This window comes from Miniimonas arenae (assembly GCF_006351005.1).
GTDB classification, from domain to species: domain Bacteria; phylum Actinomycetota; class Actinomycetes; order Actinomycetales; family Beutenbergiaceae; genus Miniimonas; species Miniimonas arenae.
On the sequence record NZ_VENP01000035.1, the window covers coordinates 1 to 22,921 of the forward strand.

Sequence of the window (22,921 nt, forward strand, 5' to 3'; positions counted from 1 at the left end):
ACCTCCTCAAGCGCGAGCAGGACCGGATCACCGTCGAACACAGGATCAGCGCGCACCACGGCCACTACACGGCTGCGCGAGAGAACCTCGACGACTCCCTGAAACTGCTGTCCAACGCCGCCGACATCTACGAGCACGCCGACGACGCGAACCATCGGCTCATCAATCAGGCGCTGTTCAAGACGATCTACATCGACGAGGACAACGACGTGCGCGTCGGCTACCGCAACCCGTACGACGGGCTGAGCCTGTCCGGCCTCCATGCCGACGCCCTGAGCTGGGCCGCCGAGGCAAACAAGATGGGCCAGGCGCGAACCGCGACCAAGGGCGGACCCTTGGTCGCAAGTTCGCACCTGACCCATTTGGGGTGAGTAACGGGACTTGAACCCGCGACCCCCTGGACCACAACCAGGTGCTCTACCAGCTGAGCTATACCCACCATCGCGCCTGCGGCGCCGGACCAGTGTACCCGAGCCGCGCGGGACTCCCGCACATCGGCCGCGTCGGTCAGAACGTGACGAGCGACCCTGCGAGCGTGGAGATCCCGAGCACCACCACGCCGATGACCACGGTCCGCAGGATCGCCACCCACGCCCGGCCGTGCTCGCTGCGCGAGCCGATCCAGCCGGAGACCACCAGGCTGAGGGCCACGACGGGCACCGTGACCTCGCCGATCCAGCCCGTCGGCAGCACGAGGCTGAGGAGCAGCGGCAGCAGGCTCCCGGCGAGGAAGGCCAGTCCTGCGTAGGCCGCCATCCGCAGGGGCCACCACGCCGTCGCCGGCGCGTCGAGGTCGAACTCGGCGTCGAGCTGCGCCGCGAGCGCGTCCTTCGCGTGCAGCTCCTCGGCGACCGCCCGGCTGAGCTCGTCCGAGAGCCCCTTCGCGCGGTAGTGCTCCACCAGCTCCTCGAGCTCCTCCTCCGGCGCCTGCGCCAGCCGGCGCTGCTCGTCCGCGACGATCGCGAGCTGGCTGCGCCGCTCCGCCGAGGCCTCGCCGAACGCCGTCCCGGCCGAGGTCAGCACCCCGACGGTCATGAGCGCGAGGACCCCGATGACGGCCTCGTGCCCCGTGGCGCCGGCCGACAGAAGTCCCTGAAGGATGGCGGCGGAGGAGATCACGCCGTCGTTGGCGTGCGAGGTGAGCTCGCGCCGCAGCGCGTCCCCCTCGGTGTCCCACTCCCCCGTCTCAGCGCTCCACCGGGGCGCCAGCAGCCATCGCAGCGCGTGGCCAGGGTAGGGCAACGATCGGTTGACGACCCGCCGATTCACCACGCCTTCCCTGCGCCTTCCCTGCGCCTTCCCTTCCCGCCTTGCCGCGGACGGCGTGCACGGGCAGGGTGGGGAGCACCCGATCCGAGGGAGGACGAGTCATGGCTCGAGGACGTCAGCCAGAGAGCAACGGCGGCGACGAGGGCCCGGGCCCGAGCGTCAAGGACCCGGAGCTCTACACCGAGCTGCGCAAGGACGGCGCGAGCAAGGAGAAGGCGGCCCGGATCTCCAACGCCGCCGCGGCGCAGGGTCGCTCCGCCGTCGGGCGCAAGGGCGGCGAGGCGGGCTCCTACGAGGACTGGACCGTCGCGGACCTGCGCAAGCGCGCGGGCGAGCTCGGCATCTCGGGCCGCTCGTCGATGCGCAAGGCCGAGCTCGTCGGCGCGCTGCGCAACCACTGACGTCGCGTGGGCACTCACGATCGCCCCGGTCCGCCCGACGCACGCCCCGCCGGGGGCGAGGCGGCGCACGACGGCGAGCCCGCCGTCGTGCAGTCGGCGCACGACGGCGAGCCCGCCGTCGTGCAGTCGGCGCACCCGGCTGCGCCGCACCCCGCCCACGTGCCGCCCGACGGCGTCGACGACCGGCCCGGCGACGGGCGCAGCGAGACGATCGAGCAGCGCTCGGACCGCAACTGGAACGAGCTCCTGCAGGAGCTGCGCGTCATGCAGACCGGCGTGCAGGTGCTGTCCGGCTTCCTGCTCACGCTGCCGTTCCAGGCCGCGTTCGCCGACCTCGACCACTACCAGCGCACGCTCTACCTCGTGCTTGTGGTGCTCGCCGTCGGGACGACGGGGGTGCTCATCGCTCCCGTGAGCGTGCACCGCGCGCTGTTCCAGAAGGGCCTCAAGGCGCCGCTCGTACGCACGAGCAACCGCCTGGCTCGCACCGCGCTCGTGATGCTCGGGCTCGTGGTGACGGGGACGGCGATGCTCGCGTTCGACGTCGTGCTGTCGCGCACCGCCGGCGTGATCGTCGGCGTCCTGGCGGCGACCGGGCTCGCACTGCTGTGGTTCGTGCTGCCGCACCGGCTCACGGGTCGTCGGGGTCGGGAGCGTCGTGCGGCGGACGCCGCGTGAGCACCGCGATCACCACGCCGACCGCGATCCCGATGACCGTCTCGACCCCGCGCGCGAGGAGGAGCTGAGCCACCGGCTCGGGCGCCGAGACCTGCACCACGAGCAGCGCGAGCGGCGTGATGAACACGAGGGCGGCGCCGTAGTGCCGCGCGACCAGCAGCTCGGTGAGCATCTGCAGCACGACGACCAGCGCGAGGGTCACGGCCACCGACGGCTGCAGCGCGAGCGCCGGGGGCGGGCTTCACCTGGGCGAGGTCCGCGGCGACGGTGCGCGAGACGCGGCTCACGCGGGCGAGGTAAGGGTTCGGGCGACCGCGTTGGCGGCCGCGGCCGCGTCGGCGGCCGGTGTGTCGGGCCGGCTGACCCCGTCCGCCGGTCGCGGTGTCTGCTCGCCCACGTCCGCCATTCTCGCGTCTCGCTCGGGTGAGTCCCGCCCGCAGGTGTCGCGCGCCACTCGGACGGCGGCCGCCGGGTCGAGGCGGACTCGGGCTGCGTCCGGTGGCCCGTGTGGTACTGATGGACGCGTGAGTGACGTGCGCGCGGACGACCTGGGCCCCTGGCTCTCCCCGGAGAACCTCGACTTCGTCCGGCGCAAGGTGCCGATGGTGTACGTCGACGTGGTGCCGGTGCGCCTGGACTCCGACGGCAGCCTCTCGCGCGTCGGCCTGATCCTGCGCAGCCCGCGCGAGGGCGGCCTGTGGCGGACGGTGATCTCGGGTCGCGTGCTGCTGCACGAGCCGCTCCGCAGCGCGATCGCGCGGCACATCGAGAAGGACCTCGGACCGATGGCGCTGCCGCGCATCCCCGCCTCCCTCCAGCCGTTCGCGGTCAACGAGTACTTCCCGGCGGCGGTCCCCGGCGCCTTCCAGGACCCTCGCCAGCACGCGGTGTCGCTCGCGTACGTCGTGCCGGTCGACGGCGACGTCGCGGCCCAGGCCGACGCGCTGCAGCTCGCGTGGCTCACCCCCCGCGAGGCGCTCGAGGAGGCCGTCCAGGCCGAGTGCGTCTCGGGGCACGGCGCGCTCGTGACGGGCGCCATCGCGCACCTGGGCGCCCTGCCGTGACCACGGCATGACGGCCGTGAGCGCGGCCGCGTTCCTCGCCGAGCACGCCCCCGAGCTCACCGTGCTCGTGACGCAGGACTCGACGGCGACGGTCCCGCTCGCGGCAGCGGCGCACGGCGTCGCGCCCGGTCAGATCGCGAAGACCCTCTCGCTGTGGCACGGCGACGTCCCGGTGCTGCTCGTCATGGCGGGCGACGCCCGGATCGACAACCAGGCGTACAAGGCCACGTTCGGCTGCAAGGCGCGCATGCTCTCGGCGGACGAGGCCCTCGCGCGCACGGGACACCCCGTCGGCGGCGTCTGCCCGTTCGGCCTCACCGAACCGCTGCCGGTCTACCTGGACCGCTCCCTGCTCGCGTGGGAGGAGGTCCTGCCGGCCGCGGGCGGGACGAACACCGCGGTCCGCCTCACGCCGTCGCGCCTGGCCGACCTGACGGGCGGCACGTGGGTCGACGTCGCCCGCGTGGCTCCGCCGGCCTGACGGCGCGCGCTCGCCGTCGTAGGTGACTCCGCCGCGCGGTGGAGGCAACCCTCGGCGCAGATCGTCCCGACGACGGAGCCCTCCCGCCGCGGCGCGGCGTTCACTGGTCCCACCGCTACGGAAGGGACCGCCGATGGACCGCCCGCTCGCCGCCGACCTCCTCCTGCTCACGCTCGACGAGGACAAGGGCACCACGCTCGTCGACTCCTCGAGCCTCGGACCCGCGCTGCTGGGCGCGACGCTCGTCGGGTTCGTGCTCGACGGCACGCTCGGCCTCACGCCCGAGAAGGGCGAGATCCAGGACGCACCCGCGCAGCCGTACCCCGTGGGGCCCGGCCGCTTCTACCGCACCAGCGCTCCCCCGCCCGAGGACGCTCTGCTCGCGCGGATCGCCGAGGACGCGGCCGGGAAGAAGCCCAAGGACGCCATCACGTCGATCGGGGTCTACACGTTCTCCGACACCACGGGGAAGCTGCGCGGCCACCTCACCGCGTGGCTGGTCGCCGAGGGACTCGTGCAGGAGTCCTCGCAGCGCATGCTTGGGCTCTTCCCGCGCACCGTGCACCCCGCGCGCGACCCGCGCACCCGGCGGGCGCTGCTGGGTGACCTCCGTGCGGTCTACCAGGGCAGCAACCCCGCCACGCCGCGCACTGCCGCGCTGGCGGCGGTCGTCGGGGCGATCGACGCCGCGCCGCGACTCTTCCCCGACCTCGACAAGAGGGCCCTCAAGGGGCGCGCGAAACAGCTGCGCGAGACGCAGTGGGCCGGACGCGCCGTCGCCAAGACGCTCGAGGAGATCACCACCGTGATCATCGCCGCCGCCGTGGTGCCGACGATCGTGGTGACGAGCGGGTCCTGAGGAGCGCGGTCAGCGTCCGGCGGAGCGAGCCCAGGCGACCATCGCGTCGAACGCGGCGTCGAGCTCGCCATCGAGCACCTGCAGCTCGGGGTGCGCGTCGTAGTGGGCGAGGATGCGCCGGGCGCCCTCGTCGAACGTGATCGTCGTGCGGAAGTCGGGCACGAGCTCGCGCACGGCCGTGCAGTCGAAGACGGCGGAGTGCGCCTTGTCGCCCACGAGGCCGGGGCCGAGGTCCGGGCGGAACGCCGCGATCGAGTCCGACGCGACGTGCACGAGCTCGACGTCGGACACCCCGGCCGCGTCGGCGAGCCACGTGTAGACCTGGTTCCACGTCGGCGCGTGCGTGCCGGTGAGCGTGAACGCCTCGCCCACCGTGCGCGGGTTCGCAAGCAGCCCCGCGAAGCCGACGGCGAAGTCCTCGGCGTGCGTGAGGGTCCACAGGCTCGTGCCGTCGCCGTGCACCACGACCGGCTTGCCCGCGCGCATCCGCGCGATGTCGGTCCAGTGCCCCATCGTGGGCAGCAGGGTGTCGTCGTAGGTGTGCGAGGGGCGCACGATCGTCGCTGGGAAGCCGCGCTCGCGGTAGGCGGCCACGAGCAGGTCCTCGCACGCGATCTTGTTCCGCGAGTACTCCCAGAACGGGTTGCGCAGCGGCGTCGACTCGCGGATCGGCAGGCGCGACGGCGGCTTCTGGTACGCCGACGCGGAGCTGATGAAGACGTACTGCCCGGTGCGACCCTCGAACAGCTCCACGTCCGTGGCCACGTGCTCGGGCGTGAACGCGACGAACTCCGCCACGGCGTCGAACTCGGCGTCACCGAGCACGGCGCGCACGGAGCCCGGGTCGCGCACGTCGGCCACGAGCGAGCGGGCGCCGTCGGGCAGCGGTCGGGAGCCGTTGCCCCGGTTGAGGACCGTCACGTCGTCGCCGAGCGCGAGGGATCGCGCCACGCACGACGTGCTGATGACCCCGGTACCGCCGATGTAGAGGATGCGTCGCTGCGTCACCCCTCGACCCTACGCGTCACCCGAGGTCGAGCGTGGGCCAGTCCGCGAGGTCCGCGCGCATCCGGCGGTCGTGAGTCGCGACCACGACGGCGGCGCCCACCTCGCGCAGCCACGCCGTCAGCGCGTCCATGAGGTCGACGGCGAGGTGGTTCGTCGGCTCGTCGAGCACCAGGACGTGCGGCGCGGTCATGAGGGTGAGCGCGAGGTCGAGCCGACGACGACGGCCCACCGACAGCTCGGCCACCGGCCGGTCGAGGTCCTCGGGAGCGACGAGGCCCGTCGTGGCGAGCGGGACCACGGAGTCGGGCTCGAGCGACCCGTCCTCGAGCGCGGCGAGGATGCGCGCCGTCGCGACGTCCTGTGCGCCGCCGACCGTCGCGGCGTCGAACGCGGCCTCCTGCGCGAGGTAGCCGACCCGCACGTCCGGCGCCACGGCCGCGGCCAGCAGCGCGAGCAGCGTCGACTTGCCCGCGCCGTTCGGGCCCACGACGAGCAGCCGCCCGCCCGGACCGAGCTCGACGGCGAGGTCGGGGCGGTCGAGGCGGCCCGGGACCACGGCGCCCGTGAGCGCCAGCACCCGACCCCCCGAGGCGATGGACGTGCGCGCGGCGGGCTCGCCGTCGAGCGCGGGCAGGGCGATCTCGGGCGGCGGGGGCGGCACGTCAACAGCCGTGCGCTCGAGCCGCGCGTGCGCGCGGTCGGCGGCCTTGACGTGCTGGCGCGCGCGGGTCCCGCGGCGGTTCTTCTTCGACCCCTTGGGCGGCCGCCACTCGTCCGAGAGGTGCTCGTAGGCGTAGTCCCGGCGATCGAACAGCTCCGCGAGCCGCTCCTGCTCGGCGCGGTACCGCGTGCGCCACCGCGCGAGGGCCGCCCGCTTGGCGCGCCGGTAGTCCGCGTAGCCGAACCCGACGCCGCGCCGGGCGCCGTAGCGGGCGGGCACGCCGTCGACGGTGGGGTCGAGATCGAGGACCGCGGTCGCGACGTCGTCGAGCAGCTGCCGGTCGTGGGTCACCACGATGACCCCGCCGGGCCACGTGCGGATGCGCTGCGTGAGGTGGGCGAGCGCCGTGGGGTCGAGGTGGTTGGTGGGTTCGTCGAGCAGCACGGCGTCGGCGCCTTCGGCCAGCCGGCACGCGAGGCGCACGCGGTAGCGCTCGCCCACGCTCATCGCCGCGAGCGGCCGCGCCGGGTCGCGCGGTGCGCCGAACCGGGTGAGCGCCTCGTCGAGGAGGCGATCGGCGTCCCAGGCGGCGCTGGCCTCGTACTGCTCGACGGCGAGCGCGACGTCGCGCGACCGCTCCGCACCGCCGTGCGTGCCCCCGTCGCCCGACGCGAGCGCGGCCTCCAGCCGCGCGGCGGCCGCCCGAGCCGTGCCGAGGCTCCGGGCGACGAGATCGCCGACGGTGGCTGCGCCGTCGGCCATCTCCTGCGGCACGACGGCGAGCGAGCCCGCGCGCTCGACGTCCCCCGCCGTGGGCGCGAGGTCGCCGGCGAGCACGCCGAGCAGCGTCGACTTGCCCGAGCCGTTCTCGCCCACGACGCCGAGCCGGTCGCCGACGCGCAGCGTGAGGCCCAGGCGTGCGAGCACGGGCGTGCCGGGCGCGGAGGGGTAGGCGAACGCGACGTCGCGGGCGCGCAGCAGCGTGGTCATCGGCGCCTCACGCCCGCAGCAGGAGCGGGACGAGCGCGGCGAGCTCCTCCTCGGGCGAGGCGCCCCACTGGCGCCGTTCGTCCTCGTCGGCCTGGGCGGTCGCGCCGAGCCAGACCTCGGCGCGATTGACCTGGTGCAGGACGGCGACGGCGGTCGCGACCTCGGGCGTGACGTCGCGCCACGTGCGGCCCCACGGCGCGAGGACCTCGTCGAGCAGCGTCATCCGGACGAGCGGGTCGTCGCCGACGATGTGCCGGGGCATCTCGAGCTCGGTCAGCGGGTTCGACCACTGCGAGTCGCCGAGGTCGAAGACCCTGAGGCTCCCCGCCTCGGCGTAGACGTTCCACCGGTGCAGGTCCCCGTGCACCCAGGTGAGCGGCAGGCCGATCGACTCCGCCACCTCGCACGCCTGCGCGACGGCGGGGCGAAGCCCCAGCAGCTCCTCGGCGCGCGATGCGCTGAGGTGTCCCGGCTCCTCGTCCGGCCGGGCCGACAGGATCGCGACGAGGGCGTCGAGCCGCGCGGGGACGGTCTGCGGGGAGCGGTCCGGCACGCCGGTCGCGAGCAGCTCCTCACGCGCGTCGGCGCACGCGACGTGCAGCTGAGCGATGAGGCGGACGACCTCGACCCAGTCCTCGCGCACGAGGTGACCCTGCTCGCCGTCGCCCTCCCCGACCGACGGCCCGTGGTCGGCGGTGAGCAGCCAGCCGCGGGCCGCGTCGACGGCGAGCGGCTCCTGGACGTGGTCGGGAGCGAGGCGCGCGAGCACGACCTGCAGCCCCGGCTCGAAGCGGGCGTAGTCCGCGCACGCCTTGAGCCACACGTCACCGCCGCGCGTGGGCAGCACGACCTGCGCGGACCACGGCCGCACGCGGTGCAGACGGGCCGGTCCGGCGGGCTCGTGCCGTGCGTCGCCGAGGTCGCTCAGCGCGGCGGTCGCCCAGGCACCGGCGTCCGCGAGCCACTCCGGGCTGCGGACGACGGCGGAGAAGGGTCGGGCGTCGGGCACCGACCCACCCTCCCCGAGAGCGGCGCCGCGGACAACTCCGTTTCGGGGCGGAGGGACGGCTCAGTCGAGGCGGTCGGCCGCGACCAGCCGCTCCTCGTCGACCTCGAGCTCCTGCGCCACGACCTGCGCGCGGCCCTCGAACACGTCGCGGTCGAGCTCACCCTCGGCGTCGGCCACGAGCATCGCGACGAAGGTGTCGCCGTTGACGTTGAGGAAGGTCCGGAAGATGCCGGTGAACCAGTCGACGGCGATGAGCAGGCCGACCGCCTCGAAGGGCAGCCCGAGCGTGGTGGCGAGGAACATCGCGACCACCGGGAAGCCGCCCGGCACCGTGATGGTGCCCATGTTGAGCAGGATCGCCAGGCCCATGCCGAGCACGACCTGCCCGGGGCCGAGCTCGACGCCACCGGCCTGGGCGAGGAACAGGATGACGATCGTGTAGTTGAGCACCGCGCCGTAGGAGCCCATCGTGAGGCCGAGCGAGAGCGTGAAGCTCGCGACCCGCTGGCTGATGCCGACCTTCTCCACCGCCGTCTTGAGCACGGTGGGGAACGTGACCGCGGAGCTCGTCGTCGTGACCGCCACGACGGTCTGGTCGATCAGCGCCGTGAGCAGGCGCACCGGGCTCACCCGGGTGCGCGCCACCACGACGGCGAGGAACGCGGCGAACAGGATGACCACGCCGAGCAGCGTCGTGCCGAGGTAGCCGAGCGCCGTGGTCACGACGGCGAACCCGACGTCGCCGGCGAGCGCGGCCAGCAGCGCGAACACGCCGATCGGCGCGACTCGCATGATCATCCGGATCATGATGAGGACGACGCTCTGGATCTGCTCGAGGAAGTCCAGCACCACGGCGCTGCCGGACTGGCTGCGGTGGACGCGCAGCGCGACGCCGAACAGCAGCGAGAAGACGATGATCGGGACCATCGCCGCCGACGCCATGGCGCCCACGACGTTGGTCGAGACGAACCCGAGGATCGTCTCCTGCCACCCGCCGGCCTGACCGGCGGACTCCTGCAGCGACGGGTCGAGCTCGCCGCTGAAGACCATCCCCGTGCCCGGCTGCAGGAGCGTCGCGAGGCCCCACGCGAGCACGGCGGCCACCACGGAGAACCCGATCATCCAGGAGAACGTCCGCGCGGCGATCTTGCCCGTGCCGGCGCCCGACATCGACGCCGTCGCGACGATCACCGACGACATCACGAGCGGCACGATGGACATCTGGATGAGGCGGATGAACAGGTCGCCGACGAACTTGATGTTGCCTGCCCAGTCCCCGACCACGAGGCCGAACAGGATGCCGAGGACCGCGCCGATCCCGATCTGGACGCCGGGGTTCTTGAGAGCCTTCATGAGCCGAGACGCTAGGCGGGCGCCGTTGCGCGGCAGTCACCGGGGCGTGACCCGTCCGTTTCGGTGCCGTGACGATCCGCGCTCGCGCCGGCGCCGAGGTGTGGTGGTCGCGACACCCGGGCGAAACACCGCCCGTGCGAGGGTGTCCCCATGCAGCGCACGGCCACGGCCCACCTCGAGCTCGACGTCACCTCCCCCGCGACCCTCGCCCTCGAGATCGGCGTCGCGCAGCCCTACCTCGACGCGGGCGCAGCGACCGAGACGTGGGCGATCACCGCGAACGGGCAGTCCGTCACCCCGCAGGAGCTGCTCACGCAGCACGGCACGCGGGTGCACGTCGTCAACGCCGAGATCGGACCGCTCACCCTGGACTACTCCGTGACGGTGCAGGGGCGGATCGACCCGATCGAGGTCACCGAGTGGGACCTCCTGCGCTACCTACGGCCGAGCCGCTACTGCGAGTCGGACGCGCTTGCGCCGACGGCGAAGGCCGAGTTCGCCGGCCTGCCCGCCTCGGACCTGCTCGCCTCGGTCAGCTCCTGGGTGGGCACGCGCCTGTCCTACGTCCCCGGCTCCTCGCTGCCGACCGACGGCGCGACCCGGACGTTGCTCGCGCGGCAGGGCGTGTGCCGCGACTACGCGCACCTCGTCGTCGCGCTGCTGCGCAGCCTGGACGTGCCGGCCCGGCTCGTCGCGGTCTACGCCCCAGGGCTGGACCCGATGGACTTCCACGCCGTCGCCGAGGCCTACCTCAAGGGGCAGTGGCACGTCGTGGACGCCACGACGCTCGCACCGCGCGAGACCTTGCTGCGGATCTCGACCGGGCTCGACGCCTCCGACACCGCGTTCCTCTCGGTGCACCACGGGCAGGCGGCGCTACAGGCGATCGAGGTGTCCGCCGTCGCCGACGTGCTCCCGAACGACGACGTCACACAGCTCGTCACGCTCGGCTGACCTCCGCCTCCCTTTCGCGAGGTGATCTTCGTCCTTTCGCGAGGCGATCTTCGTCCTTTCGCGAGGCGATCTTCGTCCTTTCGCGAGGCGATCTTCGCCGCCCTCAGGCCGACAGCGCGGCCGCGATGTCGGGCGCGAGGAGGCGGAACGCCTGGCCCCGGTGGCTGATCGCGTTCTTCTCCGCGGGGGTGAGCTCGGCGCACGAGCGAGCCTCGCCGTCGGGCACGAGGATCGGGTCGTAGCCGAACCCACCCTCGCCGCGCCCCGCGCGCAGCAGCGTGCCGGCCAGCCGCCCCTCCCGAACGACCTCGGTGCCTGACGGCGTGACAAGCGCCGCCGCGCACACGAACGCCGCGCCGCGGTGCTCGTCGCGGACGTCGGCGAGCTGGGCCATGAGCAGGTCGAGGTTGGCGGCATCGTCGCCGTGCCGGCCCGCCCACCGCGCGGAGAAGATGCCGGGCGCTCCACCGAGGACGTCGACGGCGAGCCCCGAGTCGTCCGCGACCGCGGGCAGGCCGGTGGCCGCCGCGAGGGCGCGGGCCTTGAGCAGCGCGTTCTCGGCGAAGGTCACGCCGTCCTCGACGACGTCGGGCACGTGCGGGTAGGCGTCAGCGCCCACGACGGCGGCCGGCGCCAGCGTGGGCAGCGCGCCCGGGGCGTCCGCCGACCCGACGAGGACCGCGCGCAGCTCGCCGACCTTGTGCGCGTTGCGCGTGGCGAGGACGAGGCGAGGCTGCGATGTCGCCGTGCTCGCCGTCGGGGCCGCGCTCACGCGTCCGCCGCCGTCTCTGCCGGCGCTGCGGTCGCTGCGGCGGGGAAACCTGCGGGCTCGGCGGCGAGCGCCTCCTGCTGGAGGCGGGCGAGGCGCGAGGTGCCGACGAGGGCGAGGTCGAGAAGCGCGTCGAGCTCGGCGCGGTCGAACGGCGCGCCCTCGGCGGTGCCCTGCACCTCGACGAACGAGCCCGAGCCGGTGACGACGACGTTCATGTCGGTCTCGGCGCGGACGTCCTCGACGTAGGGCAGGTCGAGCATCGGGACGCCGTCAATGATGCCGACGCTCACGGCGGCGACCGAGTCGCGCAGCACGGTGCCGGCCTTGACGTGGCCCGCGCGCTGGCCCCACGCGACGGCGTCGGCGAGCGCGACGTAGGCGCCCGTGATCGCTGCGGTGCGGGTGCCGCCGTCGGCCTGGAGCACATCGCAGTCGAGCACGATCGTGTTCTCCCCGAGCGCCGCGACGTCGATCACAGCGCGCAGGCTGCGGCCGATGAGGCGGGAGATCTCGTGGGTGCGGCCGCCGATGCGGCCCTTGACCGACTCGCGGTCGCTGCGCGTGGACGTGGCGCGCGGCAGCATCGCGTACTCGGCGGTGACCCAGCCCTCGCCGGAGCCCCTGCGCCAGCGCGGGACGCCCGCCGTGAACGACGCGGCGCAGAGCACACGCGTGCCGCCGAACTCGACCAGGACGCTGCCCTCGGCGGAGTCCAGCCACCCGCGGGTGATCCGGATCGGGCGGAGCTCGTCGGGGGCGCGGCCGTCGGCGCGCGTGATCGCCGCGGGAGTCTGGGAGGTCATGCGGCCATCCTCGCACTCGCGATTGGGACGAGGATCCTCTCGCGAAAGACAGAGACCCTCTCGCAGGCGGCAGGAAACCTCTCGCGAAGCGGGTCAGCCGGTGTTCTGCAACCCCGCCGCGACGCCGTTGACCGACAGCAGCAGCAGGTGGCGCAGCTCGGCCACCTCCTCCTCGGGCGCCCCGCGCCGCAGCCGGCGCAGCGCCCGCAGCTGGATCAGCGAGAGCGCGTCGACGTAGGGCGAGCGCAGCTGCACGGCTCGACCGAGCACGCGAGAGCCCTCGAGCGGTCGGCCGTGGCCGGTCGCCTTGAGCACCCACTCGCGGGTGAGCTCCATCTCCTCCATCACGAGGCCGGCGAGGTCGTCGCGATCTCCGAGCGCGAGGTAGGCGCGGGCGATCCGCTCGTCCGCCTTGGACAGCGACATCTCGACGTTGTCGAGCATCGCGGCCAGCAGCGGCCACTCGCGGTAGGCCTGGCGCAGCACCTCGACATCGCCCACGGCCGCGAGCGCCGTGCCGAGGCCGAACCAGCCGGTGAGGTTGATCCGGGCCTGCGTCCACGAGAACACCCACGGGATCGCGCGCAGGTCGTCAAGGGAGTTGACCGAGAGGCCACGCTTGGCCGGGCGGGAACCCAGGGCGAGGAGGCCGACCTCCTCCAGCGGCGTCACCTGTGCGAACCACTGCGGGAAGCCGTCCGCCTTCACGAGCTCGTAGAACCGCTCGCGCGAGACGCGGTCCATCACTGCCGCGATCTCAGCGAACCGCTCCGCGGCGCCCGCGTTGCGCTGCTCGATCGACGGCGAGCCCTGCATGAGCGTGGCGGCGCCGACCTGGTCGATGTGCCGGGACGCGATCGCCTTGTCGCCGTAGCGCGCGAAGATGACCTCGCCCTGCTCGGTGAGCTTGAACCGGCCCTCCACGGAGTGCGGGGGCTGGCCCAGCACCGCGCGGTTGGCCGGGCCGCCGCCGCGGCCGAGCGCACCGCCGCGGCCGTGGAACAGCGTGAGCTCGATGTCGTGCCTCTGCGCCCACCGCGCGATCCGCGCCTGCGCGTCGTAGAGCGCGAGGGTCGCCGAGACCGGCCCGACGTCCTTGGAGGAGTCGGAGTAGCCGAGCATCACCTCGACCTTGCGGCCGGTCGCCGCGAGCCGCTCCTGCACCTCGGGCAGCTCGAGCATCGCCTCGAGGATGTCCACGGAGTTGTTGAGGTCGTCGAAGGTCTCGAACAGCGGGATGGCGTCGATCACGGGCGGCTTGCCGTCGCCCGCCGCGAGGGCCGCAAGGCGGTAGACGTTCGCGAGGTCCTCGGGCGCCTGGGTGAAGGACACGATGTAGCGGCGCGCCGCGAGCGGGCCGTACCGGCGCTGGATCCGCCCGACGATCCGGTAGGTCTCCAGCACCTCCTTCGAGCGCGGGGAGAGGTCGCCGTCGATCCCCAGCCGCTCGATCTCCTCGAGCGTCTCGCGGTGCACCTGGGAGTGCTGGCGCACCTCGAGCTCGGCGAGGTGGAAGCCGAACGACTCCGCCTGCCAGATGAGGTGCTGCAGCTCCCCGTAGGCCGCGCGCGCGTCACCCGCCGCGGCGAGCGAGGCCTGCACCGTGCGCAGATCGGCGAGGTACTCCTCGGGACCGTGGTAGGCGAGGTCCGCGTTCCGGGTGCGCGTCGCGTCGAGGCGCTCGGCCATCATGAGCAGCACCTGGCGGTGCGGCTCCCCCTGCGTGCGCGACTCGATGGTGGCGGCGAGGTCCTCGGACAGGTCGTGGTGCTTCTGCTGGATCGCGAGCAGCGCCTTGCTGGGCGGCGTCGACGTCCTGTCGACCGTGAGCTCACGACCGATCCGACTCGTGTGGTGGCGCAGGCCCAGGAGGATGTGCTCGGCCGCGATGATCGACGCCTCGCGGGTGATCTTCGCCGTGACGTTGGGGTTGCCGTCCCGGTCACCGCCGATCCAGGTGCCGAACTTGACGAACGCGGGCGCCTTGGGCGGCACGGTGCCCGACGTCGTGGGCTGCAGCGCCATGTCGAGCGAGCGGTAGATGAGCGGGAGCTGCTCGAAGAGCGTGCCGTCGAAGATGCTCATCGCCGTACGGACCTCGTCCAGCGGGGTGGGCTTCTCCTTGCGGATCGGCGACGTCCGCCACAGCACGTCGATCTCCTCGAGGAGCCGGCGGCGCAGCTCGCGATGCTCGGCCTCGTTCGTGCGCGGGTCGTCCTGCTCCGCCAGCAGCGCCGAGATCCGACGGATCGCCTGCGAGACGGCACGACGGCGAGCCTCCGTCGGGTGCGCCGTCAGCACCGGGCGGAACTCCAGGGCCGCGAGGCGACGCATCGTCTCCTCCTCGCCCACCTCGCCGCGCAGCTGCGAGATCGCGCCGGGCAGGGTGTCGACGGCGGGCAGGATGCCTTCCGGGCTGGAGAAGTCCCGGCCGCGCAGCGTGCGCACCCGGTGGTACTCCTCCGCGAGGTTGACGAGGTGGAAGTAGCAGGTGAAGGCGCGGGCCACCTCGGCGGCGCGCTCCGGGGTGAAGGACTCGACCAGCTCCTCGGCCTTCGCGAACGCGTCCTCGTCGCCCGCGTACGCGGCGATGGTGAGCGCGCGCAGCTCCTCGACGGCCCCGAACAGCTCCTCGCCGCCGCTCTCGGTCAGGACCGTGCCGAGCAGCTCGCCGAGCAGTCGGACGTCGGAGCGGAGCTCGTCGGGCATCTGGGGAGCCACGCTGGTACGGGCGTCGGAGGCCATGCGGTCACCTTTCTCATCATCCGCGGCGGGTGGTGGCCGCCCGCGGAGGGTCGTGCCCCCGCGCAGGTTATCCCTCGCGTGTGACGCGCAGGTCACGCGTCCGCGTCGTGAACCCGGCCGACCAGTCGGCCGCGGTCCGCAGCCCGACCGGGCTACAGGTCGTAGATCGCCCCGGCGACCGCGAGCTCGGTGGGACCCGCGTACGCGGCACGGGCCGTGGCGTACACGACGCCGGCGTCGGCCCAGGGCTGCAGGTGGGTGAGGACGAGGGCGCGCACACCCGCGGCCGTGGCCAGGCCGCCGGCGCGACCGCCCGTGAGGTGGATCCCGCGGACCTCCTCCTCGCGCTCGAACGCCGCCTCGGCCAGCAGCAGGTCCACCCCGTCCGCGACGGCGGAGACGCCGTCGCACAGGTCGGTGTCACCCGTGTAGCCGAGCGTCGCGACGCCGCCGTCGGTCGCCGGCCCGGTCACGCGGTAGCCGAACGCGGGCACCGGGTGCAGGACCGCGTGCGGGACCAGGGTGAGGTCGCCCACGGTGGTGGGCTCGCCGTCGTGCACGATCTCGACGGCGAACGTCGCCGCCAGGTCCGCCGGCGCGAGATGGGTCAGCTCGAGCAGGCGTTCGCGCGTGCCCTCCGGTCCCAGCACGCGCACCGGGCCCGACGGCGAGGACGGGCCGTAGCGCAGCCACACCGCCAGCGCCGTGAGGTCGGCGCAGTGGTCGGGGTGGAGGTGGCTCAGCACGACGGCGTCGAGCCGGGACGGGTCGGTCGTCGCCATGAGCGGACCGAAGGCGCCCGAGCCGAGGTCGAGGACGAGGCTGGTGTCCTCGGTCGTCACGAGGTAGCTGGAGGCGGGCGACGTGGGGCCCGGCACCGATCCGGAACAGCCGAGCACGGTGAGCCTCATCGAGCGGCGCTCCCGGCCTCGGCGGCGGGGCGAGCGGCGGTGCGAGCGGCGATCGGCGCGGTGATCCGCGGGATCTCGCCGGTCACCGACGCGGCGTCCTGCACCGCGGGGACCTCGGGCCCGAGGAACCGGCGGGCCAGCCGTCGGAAGGAGTCGCGGTCCCCGGTGGCGAGCCACTCGTGCTGCGGCGGCTCGGGCGCCGTGCGGAGCAGGTCCTCGCGCACCAGGGTGCGGTACAGCTCCTTCGCGGTCTCCTCGGCCGAGGAGACGAGCGTGACGCCCTCCCCCATCACGTAGGAGATGACGCCGGTGAGCAGCGGGTAGTGGGTGCAGCCCAGGACGAGCGCGTCGATGTCCGCCTCGCGCAGCGGCGCGAGGTAGTGCTCGGCGGCGTCGCGCACCGGGGCGCCGGAGGTCACGCCGGACTCGACGAACTCCACGAACGCCGGGCACGCCTGGGTGAACAGGCGCAGGTGGGGCGCGGCGGCGAACGCGTCCTCGTAGGAGCGCGAGGAGATCGTGGCGCGCGTCCCGATGACGCCGACCCGGCCGGTGCGGGTCGCGGCGACCGCGCGGCGCACCGCGGGGTGGATGACCTCGATCACCGGGATGCCCGACGGCTCGTACCGCTCGCGCGCGTCGCGCAGCACCGCGGACGAGGCGGAGTTGCAGGCGATGACGAGCGCCTTGACGCCCGAGTCGACGAGGCTGTCGAGCATCTCGAGGGAGTACCGGCGCACCTGCGCGATGGGCCGGGGACCGTACGGCGTGCGGGCGGTGTCGCCCAGGTAGCGGACGGCCTCGTTCGGCAGCTGGTCCAGCACGGCGCGGGCCACGGTCAGCCCGCCGACCCCGGAGTCGAAGATGCCGATCGGGGCGTCACTCATCGCTCCAGGGTAGTTCGTGGCACCCCCGTCGCGGCTCGCACCCGCGGGTGATCCGCGACTCAGCCGAGCGGGTCGAGCCCCTCGGCGCCACCCTCGGGCAGCTCGCCGAGCATCGCCTCGACGAGCGACTCCTGCAGCCAGGAGAGCGCGAGGTAGAGCGTGGCCAGCGCACGGGTGGCCTCGTCGGCGTCGGCGATCGCGACCTGCTCGAGGGCCTGCGAGTCCTCCGCGTCCTCGACGCCGAGCCGCTGCGCGAGCACGAGCCGCACGTCCGTGAGGGCGCCGGCCCAGGTCATCGCCTCCTCGGGAGCGACGAGCAGCCGGCCGGGCTCCCCCTGCAGGTCCCACCACACGCGTCGCAGCCGCTCGCCCTTGGCGCTGCGGATGGACTCCTCGGTGAGGCGCCGGACCTCGCCGGCGATGTCGTCGTCCTCGCTCGCGGGTGGCAGCAGCCGGGCGAGCGCGGGGTCCAGCGGCGCGCGCGGGTCCTCCTCGTCCTCGTCGCCGCCGAGCCCGACGGCGCCCCAGTCCACGTCGGGCAGGTTCACGTCGGGGTGGGACGACGTTCCCTCACCGCGGCTCCCGCGCCGGCCGTCGGGCTCGGCGTCGTCGGGCGCGTACGGCTCGGTGACGTCCCAGCCGAGCAGCGTGGCGACGTCGGCGACGACGCGGCCGACGATCGCGCGCTCGGTGGCGTCGAGGCGGGTGAGGTACCCGCGTCGGGTGCGGCGGAAGGCGTGCACGTCAGCTCTCGTCCTGCTCGAGGGTGGCCCACAGGCCGTAGGTGTGCATGGCCTCCACGTCCGCCTCCATCCGCTCGCGACCGCCGCTGGACACGACCGCCCGACCCTCGTGGTGCACCGCGAGCATGAGCTGCTCGGCGCGCTCGCGGCTGTAGCCGAAGTGGGTCTGGAACACGTAGGTCACGTAGGACATGAGGTTGACCGGGTCGTCCCAGACGACGGTGCGCCAGGGCCGGTCCGGCTCGGGACGCGCATCGGCCGCGGGCCTGCCGACCGGGGCGGGCGCGGGCGCCAGCACGGGGTCGGCGGGGAGAGCGGTCACGTCGTCAGCCTAGGCTGGAACGCGTGAGCGAGGTGGATGTCGACGTCGCCGTCGTCGGCGCGGGCCCGGCCGGGTCGGCCGCCGCGCTGCGCCTCGCCGAGCGGGGGCTGCAGGTCGCCCTCGTCGAGCGCGGCGACTCCCCGGGCTCGAAGAACCTCTCCGGCGGCGTTCTCTACCCCGCCACGCTGGCCGCCGCAGTGCCCTCGTTCGCGGCCGACGCGCCCTACGAGCGGCGAGTCGTGCGGCACGTGACGACGCTGCTGCAGCGCGAGTCGGTCGTCAGCCTGGACTACACGGACAGCGCGCTCGGCGCCGCGCGCGGCGAGGCCGCCGCAGCCGCCGCGCCCACGACCGCCCCCAACGCCGTGACCGTCCTGCGCGCGCACTTCGACCCCTGGCTCGCGGGCAAGGCCGAGGAGGCCGGCGCGTTCCTCATGCCCGGGCTGAAGGTCGAGGCGCTCGCCACGCAGGGTTCGGGCTCAGGCACCCGCGTCGTGGGAATCGTCTCGGACGGCTCGGTGATGCGCGCGCACGCCGTGGTCGCTGCCGACGGCGTGAACTCCTTCCTGGCCCGCGGCGCCGGCCTGCGCCCCGATCCGCGGCCGGACCAGCTCGCCGTCGGGATCAAGGCCGTGCTGCGCCTGGGTGAGGAGCGGATCGAGGACCGGTTCGGTGTCGGGCCCGGCGAGGGTGCGGCGCACGCGATCGTCGGCGACGCCACGGCCGGGGTGGCCGGCGGCGCGTTCCTCTACACCAACCGCGACTCCCTCTCGGTCGGGATCGTCGTGCGCCTGGACGCGCTCGTGGCCTCGGGCCGCACGGCCTCGGAGCTCATCGAGCACCTGCTGGGCCACCCCGGGCTGGCCCGCTACCTCGAGGGTGCCGAGCTCGTCGAGTACGGCTCCCACCTCGTCGCCGAGGGCGGCGCGGCGATGGTGGGCGACGTCGCGCACGCCGGGCTCGCCGTCGTCGGCGACGCCGCCGGCCTCACGATCAACTCCGGCCTCGTGCTGCGCGGCATGGACCTCGCGGTGACGTCCGGGCTCGTGGCGGGCGACGCCGTGGCCGACGCGGTGCAGGCGGGCGACACCTCGGCGTCGGGCATGGCGCGCTACGCCGCGGCGCTCGAGGCCAGCCCCGCGATGGCGGACATGCGCACGTACGCGCGCACGCCGTCGTTCCTCGAGCGCGAGGGGCCCTACGGGCCGTGGGGCCAGGCCGCGCAGGACGTGCTGCGGTCCGCGTTCGTGCTCGACGGCGCACCTCGCCGCCCGCTGCGCACCCTCCTGCGCGGGGCCGCGCGCCGGCAGTCCTGGCGGACGTGGCTCGGCGACGCGAGTGCGGGGTGGCGAGCACTGTGAAGGTTCCCCCGCTCAACGTGCGGCTCGGTGCGACCCGGTTCGACCCGGACGACGCCCCGCACATCGACGCCTCCGCCCTGGTGCCGGGCAGCCCCGAGGCGCGCGCCGTCGTCGCCGTCTGCCCCGCGGGGGTCTACCGCGAGACGCCGACGGCGGTGCTCGCCGACGCCGCCGCGTGCCTGGAGTGCGGGGCGTGCCTCGCCGTCGCCTCGGGCGGGCTGCGCTGGACCTACCCGCGCGGCAGCACGGGCGTGCGCTTCCGCGAGGGGTGAGGCGCACGTCCGCTCTAGGGTGTCGCCATGACGACGTCCCCGCCGGCCAGCACCGCGCTGCTCACCGACCGCTACGAGCTCACGATGGTCGACGCCGCGCTCGCCGACGGCACCGCGTCCCGCGCGTGCGTGTTCGAGGTGTTCGCGCGCCGGCTGCCCGCCGGGCGGCGCTACGGCGTCGTCGCGGGCACCGGGCGCCTGCTGGAGGCGCTCGAGCACTTCCGGTTCGGCGACGCCGAGCTCGACTGGCTGCGGGAGGGCGAGGTCGTCAGCGGCGCGATGCTCGACTACCTCGCCGACTACCGGTTCCGCGGCCGGATCAGCGGGTACGCCGAGGGCGAGCTGTACTTCCCCGGGTCGCCGCTGCTCGTGGTCGAGGCGCCGTTCGCGGACGGCGTGCTGCTGGAGACCCTCGTCCTGTCGATCCTCAACTACGACTCCGCGATCGCCGCGGCCGCGTCGCGGATGACGTCCGCGGCCGGGGAGCGACCCTGCCTGGAGATGGGTTCGCGGCGGGCGCACGAGAGCGCGGCCGTCGCGGCGGCGCGCGCCGCGGTGGTCGCGGGCTTCGCGGGCACGTCCAACCTCGAGGCGGGCCGGCGCTACGACCTCGAGACCATCGGCACCGCGGCGCACGCGTTCACCCTGCTGCACGACGACGAGCGCTCGGCCTTCGTCTCCCAGATCGCCTCCGCGGGGCCCGGCACCACGCTGCTCGTGGACACCTACGACGTCGAGCAGGGCGTGCTCACCGCCGTCGACGCGGCCGGGACCGCGCTCGGCGCCGTGCGGCTGGACTCCGGCGACCTGCCGACCGTCGCGCGCGAGGTGCGCGAGCAGCTGGACTCCCTCGGCGCCACCGAGACCAAGATCGTGGTGTCCTCGGACCTGGACGAGTACGCGATCGCGGCGCTCGCCGTCGCGCCGGTGGACTCCTACGGCGTGGGCACCTCGGTGGTGACCGGCTCGGGCGCGCCGACCTGCGGCATGGTCTACAAGCTCGTGCTGCGCGAGGGCAGCGACGGCGCGATGCACGCCGTGGCGAAGGCGTCCGCGGGCGGGAAGGCCAGCGTCGGCGGGCGCAAGACCGCGGGCCGCCGGATCGAGAACGGGCTCGCGACCGAGGAGGTCGTGCTGCTCTCCCCCGACGCCGACGTCCCGGCGCTCGGCCAGGTCGCCGAGGTCGACGAGCTGCGGCCCCTGCACGTCACGTTCGTGGCCGACGGCGAGCTCCAGCCGGGCTGGACCGGCGCCGACGGTGTGCGCCGGGCCGCGCAGCGCCACCATGAGTCCCTCGCCGAGCTGCCCCGCGCGGCGCGGCGGCTGTCCGCGGGCGACCCCGCGATCCCGACCGAGATCATCACGGTCTGAGCCGCCCGCGAGAGGGTTCGCGTCGACAGAGGACGAACTTCACCTCGCGAAAGGACGAAGATCACCTCGCGAACGGGTCGGCGCGGGTCCGGGCGTCAGGGCTTCCCGACGAACCAGTCGCGCACCCGGGCGATCCGCGAGCGCAGCTCCGACGCGCTCGCCACGGGCACCTCGCCGCCGCCGGAGTGCTGGCGCAGGCGGGTGTGCACCACGCCGTGCGGCGTGCCTGAGCGCCGCGACCAGGCCGACACGAGCTGGTTGAGCTCCTTGCGCAGCCGCGCGATCTCGCGGTGGTCGACCACCTCGCGCTCGCCGTCGTGCCCCGCTGCGCCACCGTGCCCCGGCGCGTGCCCGTGCCCCGCGCGCAGGTGCGAGGCCTGCTTGGCGCGCAGGTGCGCGGTGACGTCGTCGGTGTCCATGAAGCCGGGGATCGCGAGGAAGTCCGACTCGACCTCGGAGCCGATCTCCCCACCCACGCCGAACTGGCCGCCGTCGAAGAGCACGTGGTCGAAGGACGCCTGCGCCGCGAGCGCCTGGAAGCCGGGCCGGTCGAGGTCGTCCGAGGCGCGCTCGGAGCGGTTGGCCTGCTCGAGCGCGGCGTCGTCCAGGCCGTCCGGCTCGGCCGAGCTGCGCCGGTCCAGCGCGTGGTCGCGCTCGACCTCGAGCTCGCCGGCGAGGGCGAGCAGCACCGGGACGGACGGCAGGAACACCGACGCGGTCTCGCCGCGCCGGCGCGCGCGCACGAACCGGCCCACGGCCTGCGCGAAGAACAGCGGGGTCGAGGTCGCGGTCGCGTAGACGCCGACGGCGAGCCGCGGCACGTCCACACCCTCCGACACCATGCGCACGGCGACCATCCACCGCTGCCTCCCGGCGGCGAAGGACTCGATCCGCGCACCGGCGCCGTCGTCGTCGGACAGCACGACGGCGGGCTCCTCGCGCGTGATCGCGCGCAGCTGGTCGGCGTACGCCCGCGCCGTGGCCTGGTCGGTCGCGATGACGAGGCCGCCCGCGTCCGGCACCGTGTGACGGACCTCGGACAGCCGGGTGTCGGCCGCGCGGAGCACCGCGGGGATCCAGTCGCCCTCGGGCGCCAGGGCCGTGCGCCACGCCTGGGCGATCATGTCCTTGGTCAGCGGCTCGCCGAGACGCGCGCTGACCTCGTCGCCCGCGCTCGTGCGCCACGTCATCTCGCCCGAGTAGGCGAGGAAGAGGACGGGGCGGACCACGCCGTCGCGCAGCGCGTCCCCGTAGCCGTAGGTGAAGTCGGCGCGGGAGCGGCGCACGCCGTCGGCGTCGGGCTCGTACGTGATGAACGGGATGGGCGCGGTGTCGGAGCGGAACGGCGTGCCGGTGAGGCTGAGCCGGCGCGCCGCGGGCTCGAACGCCTCGCGCACCGCGTCGCCCCAGGAGAGGGCGTCCCCGGCGTGGTGCACCTCGTCGAGGATGACCAGGGTGTCGGCCTCGTGGGTGCGCCGCAGATGCAGCTCGGGGTTCGCGGCGACCTGCGCGTAGGTGAGGGCGACGCCGTCGTAGTGCGCGCCGTGCGCCGCCTGGGCGTTGCGGAAGCTGGGGTCGATCGCGATGCCGACCCTCGCGGCGGCATCGGCCCACTGCGTCTTGAGGTGCTCGGTCGGTGCGACCACGGTGACCCGGCGCACCACGCGCCGCTTGAGCAGCTCGGTCGCCACACGCAGCGCGAACGTGGTCTTGCCTGCGCCCGGGGTCGCGACGGCGAGGAAGTCCCGGGGCTGCAGCTCGGCGTAGCGCGCGAGCGCCGCGGCCTGCCAGGCGCGCAGGTTGCCCGCGGTGCCCCACGCGGCGCGGCCGGGGAACGCCGGGGACAGCTCGGCGGCGGCCGCCGGGGAGGGCTGGGTCGGCAGGTGCACCGAGGGTGCGGGAGAAGCAGCGGGGGAAGCCGCAGGGGACGTGGCGGGCGCAGGCGAACGAAGGCTCTCGAAGAGGTCCGGCTGGGCCTCGTCGTGAGCGGTCAGGTCGTTGCTGCGG

The 22,921-nt window shown here is 74.2% G+C and carries 23 protein-coding genes, 1 tRNA gene and 1 pseudogene; 10 read left to right on the top strand and 15 right to left on the bottom strand.

Translation table 11 applies throughout. The features are described from left to right. Window positions 1-371 (top strand): annotated as a pseudogene (locus FH969_RS09825) (recombinase family protein); the annotation flags it as partial. On the opposite strand, the gene FH969_RS09830 reads toward FH969_RS09825, so the two are convergent. After that, window positions 364-439 (bottom strand) — tRNA-His (locus FH969_RS09830). The pseudogene FH969_RS09825 and the gene FH969_RS09830 sit on opposite strands and share 8 nt — an antisense overlap. A gap of 68 nt (window positions 440-507) precedes the next feature. Beyond that, on the bottom strand, window positions 508-1,242 hold the full coding sequence (locus tag FH969_RS09835) for a VIT1/CCC1 transporter family protein (protein ID WP_180359751.1): 735 nt from the start codon (window positions 1,240-1,242) through the stop codon (window positions 508-510). A 128-nt stretch (window positions 1,243-1,370) separates the two neighbouring features. Between FH969_RS09835 and FH969_RS09840 the strand changes: the two genes are divergently transcribed. After that, the gene (locus tag FH969_RS09840) at window positions 1,371-1,670 is read left to right on the top strand and encodes a DUF7218 family protein (protein WP_139987119.1); all 300 of its coding nucleotides are present in this window, start codon (window positions 1,371-1,373) and stop codon (window positions 1,668-1,670) included. A gap of 6 nt (window positions 1,671-1,676) precedes the next feature. Continuing rightward, complete coding sequence (locus FH969_RS09845) at window positions 1,677-2,348, top strand: DUF6328 family protein (protein ID WP_342777012.1); 672 nt, start codon at window positions 1,677-1,679, stop codon at window positions 2,346-2,348. On the opposite strand, the gene FH969_RS09850 is transcribed toward FH969_RS09845, so the two are convergent. Next, the gene (locus FH969_RS09850; RefSeq protein ID WP_139987120.1) at window positions 2,302-2,568 is read right to left on the bottom strand and encodes an FUSC family protein; all 267 of its coding nucleotides are present in this window, start codon (window positions 2,566-2,568) and stop codon (window positions 2,302-2,304) included. The genes FH969_RS09845 and FH969_RS09850 overlap by 47 nt on opposite strands. A 304-nt stretch (window positions 2,569-2,872) precedes the next feature. Between FH969_RS09850 and FH969_RS09855 the strand changes: the two genes are divergently transcribed. From FH969_RS09855 to FH969_RS09865, 3 genes are all read left to right on the top strand, one after another. Further along, window positions 2,873-3,412 carry a DUF4916 domain-containing protein gene (locus FH969_RS09855; protein WP_139987121.1) on the top strand — a complete coding sequence of 180 codons (540 nt, stop codon included), beginning with the start codon at window positions 2,873-2,875 and terminating at the stop codon, window positions 3,410-3,412. Between the two features lie 7 nt (window positions 3,413-3,419). After that, window positions 3,420-3,893 (top strand): YbaK/EbsC family protein, encoded by a 474-nt coding sequence (locus tag FH969_RS09860; protein WP_108719504.1) that lies wholly within the window; start codon window positions 3,420-3,422, stop codon window positions 3,891-3,893. 133 nt (window positions 3,894-4,026) lie between these two features. Continuing rightward, entirely contained in the window at window positions 4,027-4,752 is a 726-nt protein-coding gene (locus FH969_RS09865; RefSeq protein ID WP_139987122.1) for a GOLPH3/VPS74 family protein, read from the top strand. 9 nt (window positions 4,753-4,761) lie between these two features. Here the strand turns inward: FH969_RS09865 and FH969_RS09870 are convergent, their stop codons facing one another. Genes FH969_RS09870 through FH969_RS09885 form a run of 4 tightly spaced genes read right to left on the bottom strand, consistent with a single transcriptional unit; the run spans window position 4,762 to window position 9,773 of the window. After that, window positions 4,762-5,760, bottom strand: a complete 999-nt coding sequence (locus tag FH969_RS09870) for an NAD-dependent epimerase/dehydratase family protein (RefSeq protein WP_139987123.1) — start codon at window positions 5,758-5,760, stop codon at window positions 4,762-4,764. Between the two features lie 16 nt (window positions 5,761-5,776). Beyond that, complete coding sequence (locus FH969_RS09875) at window positions 5,777-7,411, bottom strand: ATP-binding cassette domain-containing protein (protein WP_139987124.1); 1,635 nt, start codon at window positions 7,409-7,411, stop codon at window positions 5,777-5,779. Between the two features lie 7 nt (window positions 7,412-7,418). Beyond that, window positions 7,419-8,420: a phosphotransferase gene (locus FH969_RS09880; protein ID WP_139987125.1), complete on the bottom strand. Its 1,002-nt coding sequence runs from the start codon at window positions 8,418-8,420 to the stop codon at window positions 7,419-7,421. A gap of 60 nt (window positions 8,421-8,480) precedes the next feature. After that, window positions 8,481-9,773, bottom strand: a complete 1,293-nt coding sequence (locus FH969_RS09885) for a dicarboxylate/amino acid:cation symporter (protein ID WP_139987126.1) — start codon at window positions 9,771-9,773, stop codon at window positions 8,481-8,483. A 150-nt stretch (window positions 9,774-9,923) separates the two neighbouring features. Here FH969_RS09885 and FH969_RS09890 point away from each other — a divergent pair, with 150 nt between their 5' ends. Further along, window positions 9,924-10,727 (top strand): transglutaminase-like domain-containing protein, encoded by an 804-nt coding sequence (locus tag FH969_RS09890; RefSeq protein ID WP_108719498.1) that lies wholly within the window; start codon window positions 9,924-9,926, stop codon window positions 10,725-10,727. Window positions 10,728-10,830: 103 nt separating this feature from the next. Here the strand turns inward: FH969_RS09890 and rdgB are convergent, their stop codons facing one another. From rdgB to clpS, 7 genes are all read right to left on the bottom strand, one after another. Next, window positions 10,831-11,499, bottom strand: coding sequence for an RdgB/HAM1 family non-canonical purine NTP pyrophosphatase (gene rdgB, locus FH969_RS09895; protein ID WP_139987127.1), 669 nt, complete (start codon window positions 11,497-11,499; stop codon window positions 10,831-10,833). After that, a complete protein-coding gene (rph, locus tag FH969_RS09900; RefSeq protein WP_139987128.1) occupies window positions 11,496-12,302 on the bottom strand; it encodes a ribonuclease PH in 807 nt (268 codons plus the stop codon). The genes rdgB and rph overlap by 4 nt, the downstream gene beginning before the upstream one ends. Before the next feature lie 93 nt (window positions 12,303-12,395). Next, the gene (locus FH969_RS09905; protein ID WP_234417530.1) at window positions 12,396-15,047 is read right to left on the bottom strand and encodes a phosphoenolpyruvate carboxylase; all 2,652 of its coding nucleotides are present in this window, start codon (window positions 15,045-15,047) and stop codon (window positions 12,396-12,398) included. Window positions 15,048-15,199: 152 nt separating this feature from the next. Continuing rightward, on the bottom strand, window positions 15,200-15,958 hold the full coding sequence (locus FH969_RS09910) for an MBL fold metallo-hydrolase (RefSeq protein ID WP_108719495.1): 759 nt from the start codon (window positions 15,956-15,958) through the stop codon (window positions 15,200-15,202). After that, window positions 15,955-16,845, bottom strand: a complete 891-nt coding sequence (murI, locus tag FH969_RS09915) for a glutamate racemase (protein ID WP_108719494.1) — start codon at window positions 16,843-16,845, stop codon at window positions 15,955-15,957. The genes FH969_RS09910 and murI overlap by 4 nt, the downstream gene beginning before the upstream one ends. Before the next feature lie 59 nt (window positions 16,846-16,904). Next, complete coding sequence (locus FH969_RS09920; protein WP_108719493.1) at window positions 16,905-17,588, bottom strand: DUF2017 family protein; 684 nt, start codon at window positions 17,586-17,588, stop codon at window positions 16,905-16,907. A 1-nt stretch (window position 17,589) separates the two neighbouring features. Then, complete coding sequence (gene clpS / locus FH969_RS09925; RefSeq protein WP_370445288.1) at window positions 17,590-17,910, bottom strand: ATP-dependent Clp protease adapter ClpS; 321 nt, start codon at window positions 17,908-17,910, stop codon at window positions 17,590-17,592. A 23-nt stretch (window positions 17,911-17,933) separates the two neighbouring features. Between clpS and FH969_RS09930 the strand changes: the two genes are divergently transcribed. The 3 genes from FH969_RS09930 to FH969_RS09940 are packed head-to-tail and all read left to right on the top strand — an operon-like array spanning window position 17,934 to window position 20,914. Continuing rightward, window positions 17,934-19,271: an FAD-dependent oxidoreductase gene (locus FH969_RS09930; RefSeq protein ID WP_108719492.1), complete on the top strand. Its 1,338-nt coding sequence runs from the start codon at window positions 17,934-17,936 to the stop codon at window positions 19,269-19,271. Further along, complete coding sequence (locus FH969_RS09935) at window positions 19,256-19,543, top strand: ferredoxin family protein (RefSeq protein ID WP_139987129.1); 288 nt, start codon at window positions 19,256-19,258, stop codon at window positions 19,541-19,543. Before FH969_RS09930 ends, FH969_RS09935 begins: the two co-directional genes overlap by 16 nt. A gap of 27 nt (window positions 19,544-19,570) precedes the next feature. Beyond that, the gene (locus FH969_RS09940; protein WP_139987130.1) at window positions 19,571-20,914 is read left to right on the top strand and encodes a nicotinate phosphoribosyltransferase; all 1,344 of its coding nucleotides are present in this window, start codon (window positions 19,571-19,573) and stop codon (window positions 20,912-20,914) included. 95 nt (window positions 20,915-21,009) lie between these two features. Here the strand turns inward: FH969_RS09940 and FH969_RS09945 are convergent, their stop codons facing one another. Next, window positions 21,010-22,803, bottom strand: a complete 1,794-nt coding sequence (locus FH969_RS09945; RefSeq protein WP_484204327.1) for a DEAD/DEAH box helicase — start codon at window positions 22,801-22,803, stop codon at window positions 21,010-21,012. Window positions 22,804-22,921 lie beyond the last annotated feature (118 nt).

Excerpts from the sequence above, each read along its gene's own strand:
- FH969_RS09860 (WP_108719504.1), top strand. The coding sequence starts at position 3,420 with ATGACGGCCGTGAGCGCGGCCGCGTTCCTCGCCGAGCACGCCCCCGAG.
- FH969_RS09890 (WP_108719498.1), top strand. The coding sequence starts at position 9,924 with ATGCAGCGCACGGCCACGGCCCACCTCGAGCTCGACGTCACCTCCCCC.
- FH969_RS09940 (WP_139987130.1), top strand. The coding sequence starts at position 19,571 with ATGACGACGTCCCCGCCGGCCAGCACCGCGCTGCTCACCGACCGCTAC.
- FH969_RS09885 (WP_139987126.1), bottom strand. The coding sequence starts at position 9,773 with ATGAAGGCTCTCAAGAACCCCGGCGTCCAGATCGGGATCGGCGCGGTC.
- FH969_RS09875 (WP_139987124.1), bottom strand. The coding sequence starts at position 7,411 with ATGACCACGCTGCTGCGCGCCCGCGACGTCGCGTTCGCCTACCCCTCC.
- rph (WP_139987128.1), bottom strand. The coding sequence starts at position 12,302 with ATGACCTCCCAGACTCCCGCGGCGATCACGCGCGCCGACGGCCGCGCC.
- FH969_RS09840 (WP_139987119.1), top strand. The coding sequence starts at position 1,371 with ATGGCTCGAGGACGTCAGCCAGAGAGCAACGGCGGCGACGAGGGCCCG.
- FH969_RS09910 (WP_108719495.1), bottom strand. The coding sequence starts at position 15,958 with ATGAGGCTCACCGTGCTCGGCTGTTCCGGATCGGTGCCGGGCCCCACG.
- murI (WP_108719494.1), bottom strand. The coding sequence starts at position 16,845 with ATGAGTGACGCCCCGATCGGCATCTTCGACTCCGGGGTCGGCGGGCTG.
- FH969_RS09865 (WP_139987122.1), top strand. The coding sequence starts at position 4,027 with ATGGACCGCCCGCTCGCCGCCGACCTCCTCCTGCTCACGCTCGACGAG.
- FH969_RS09905 (WP_234417530.1), bottom strand. The coding sequence starts at position 15,047 with ATGGCCTCCGACGCCCGTACCAGCGTGGCTCCCCAGATGCCCGACGAG.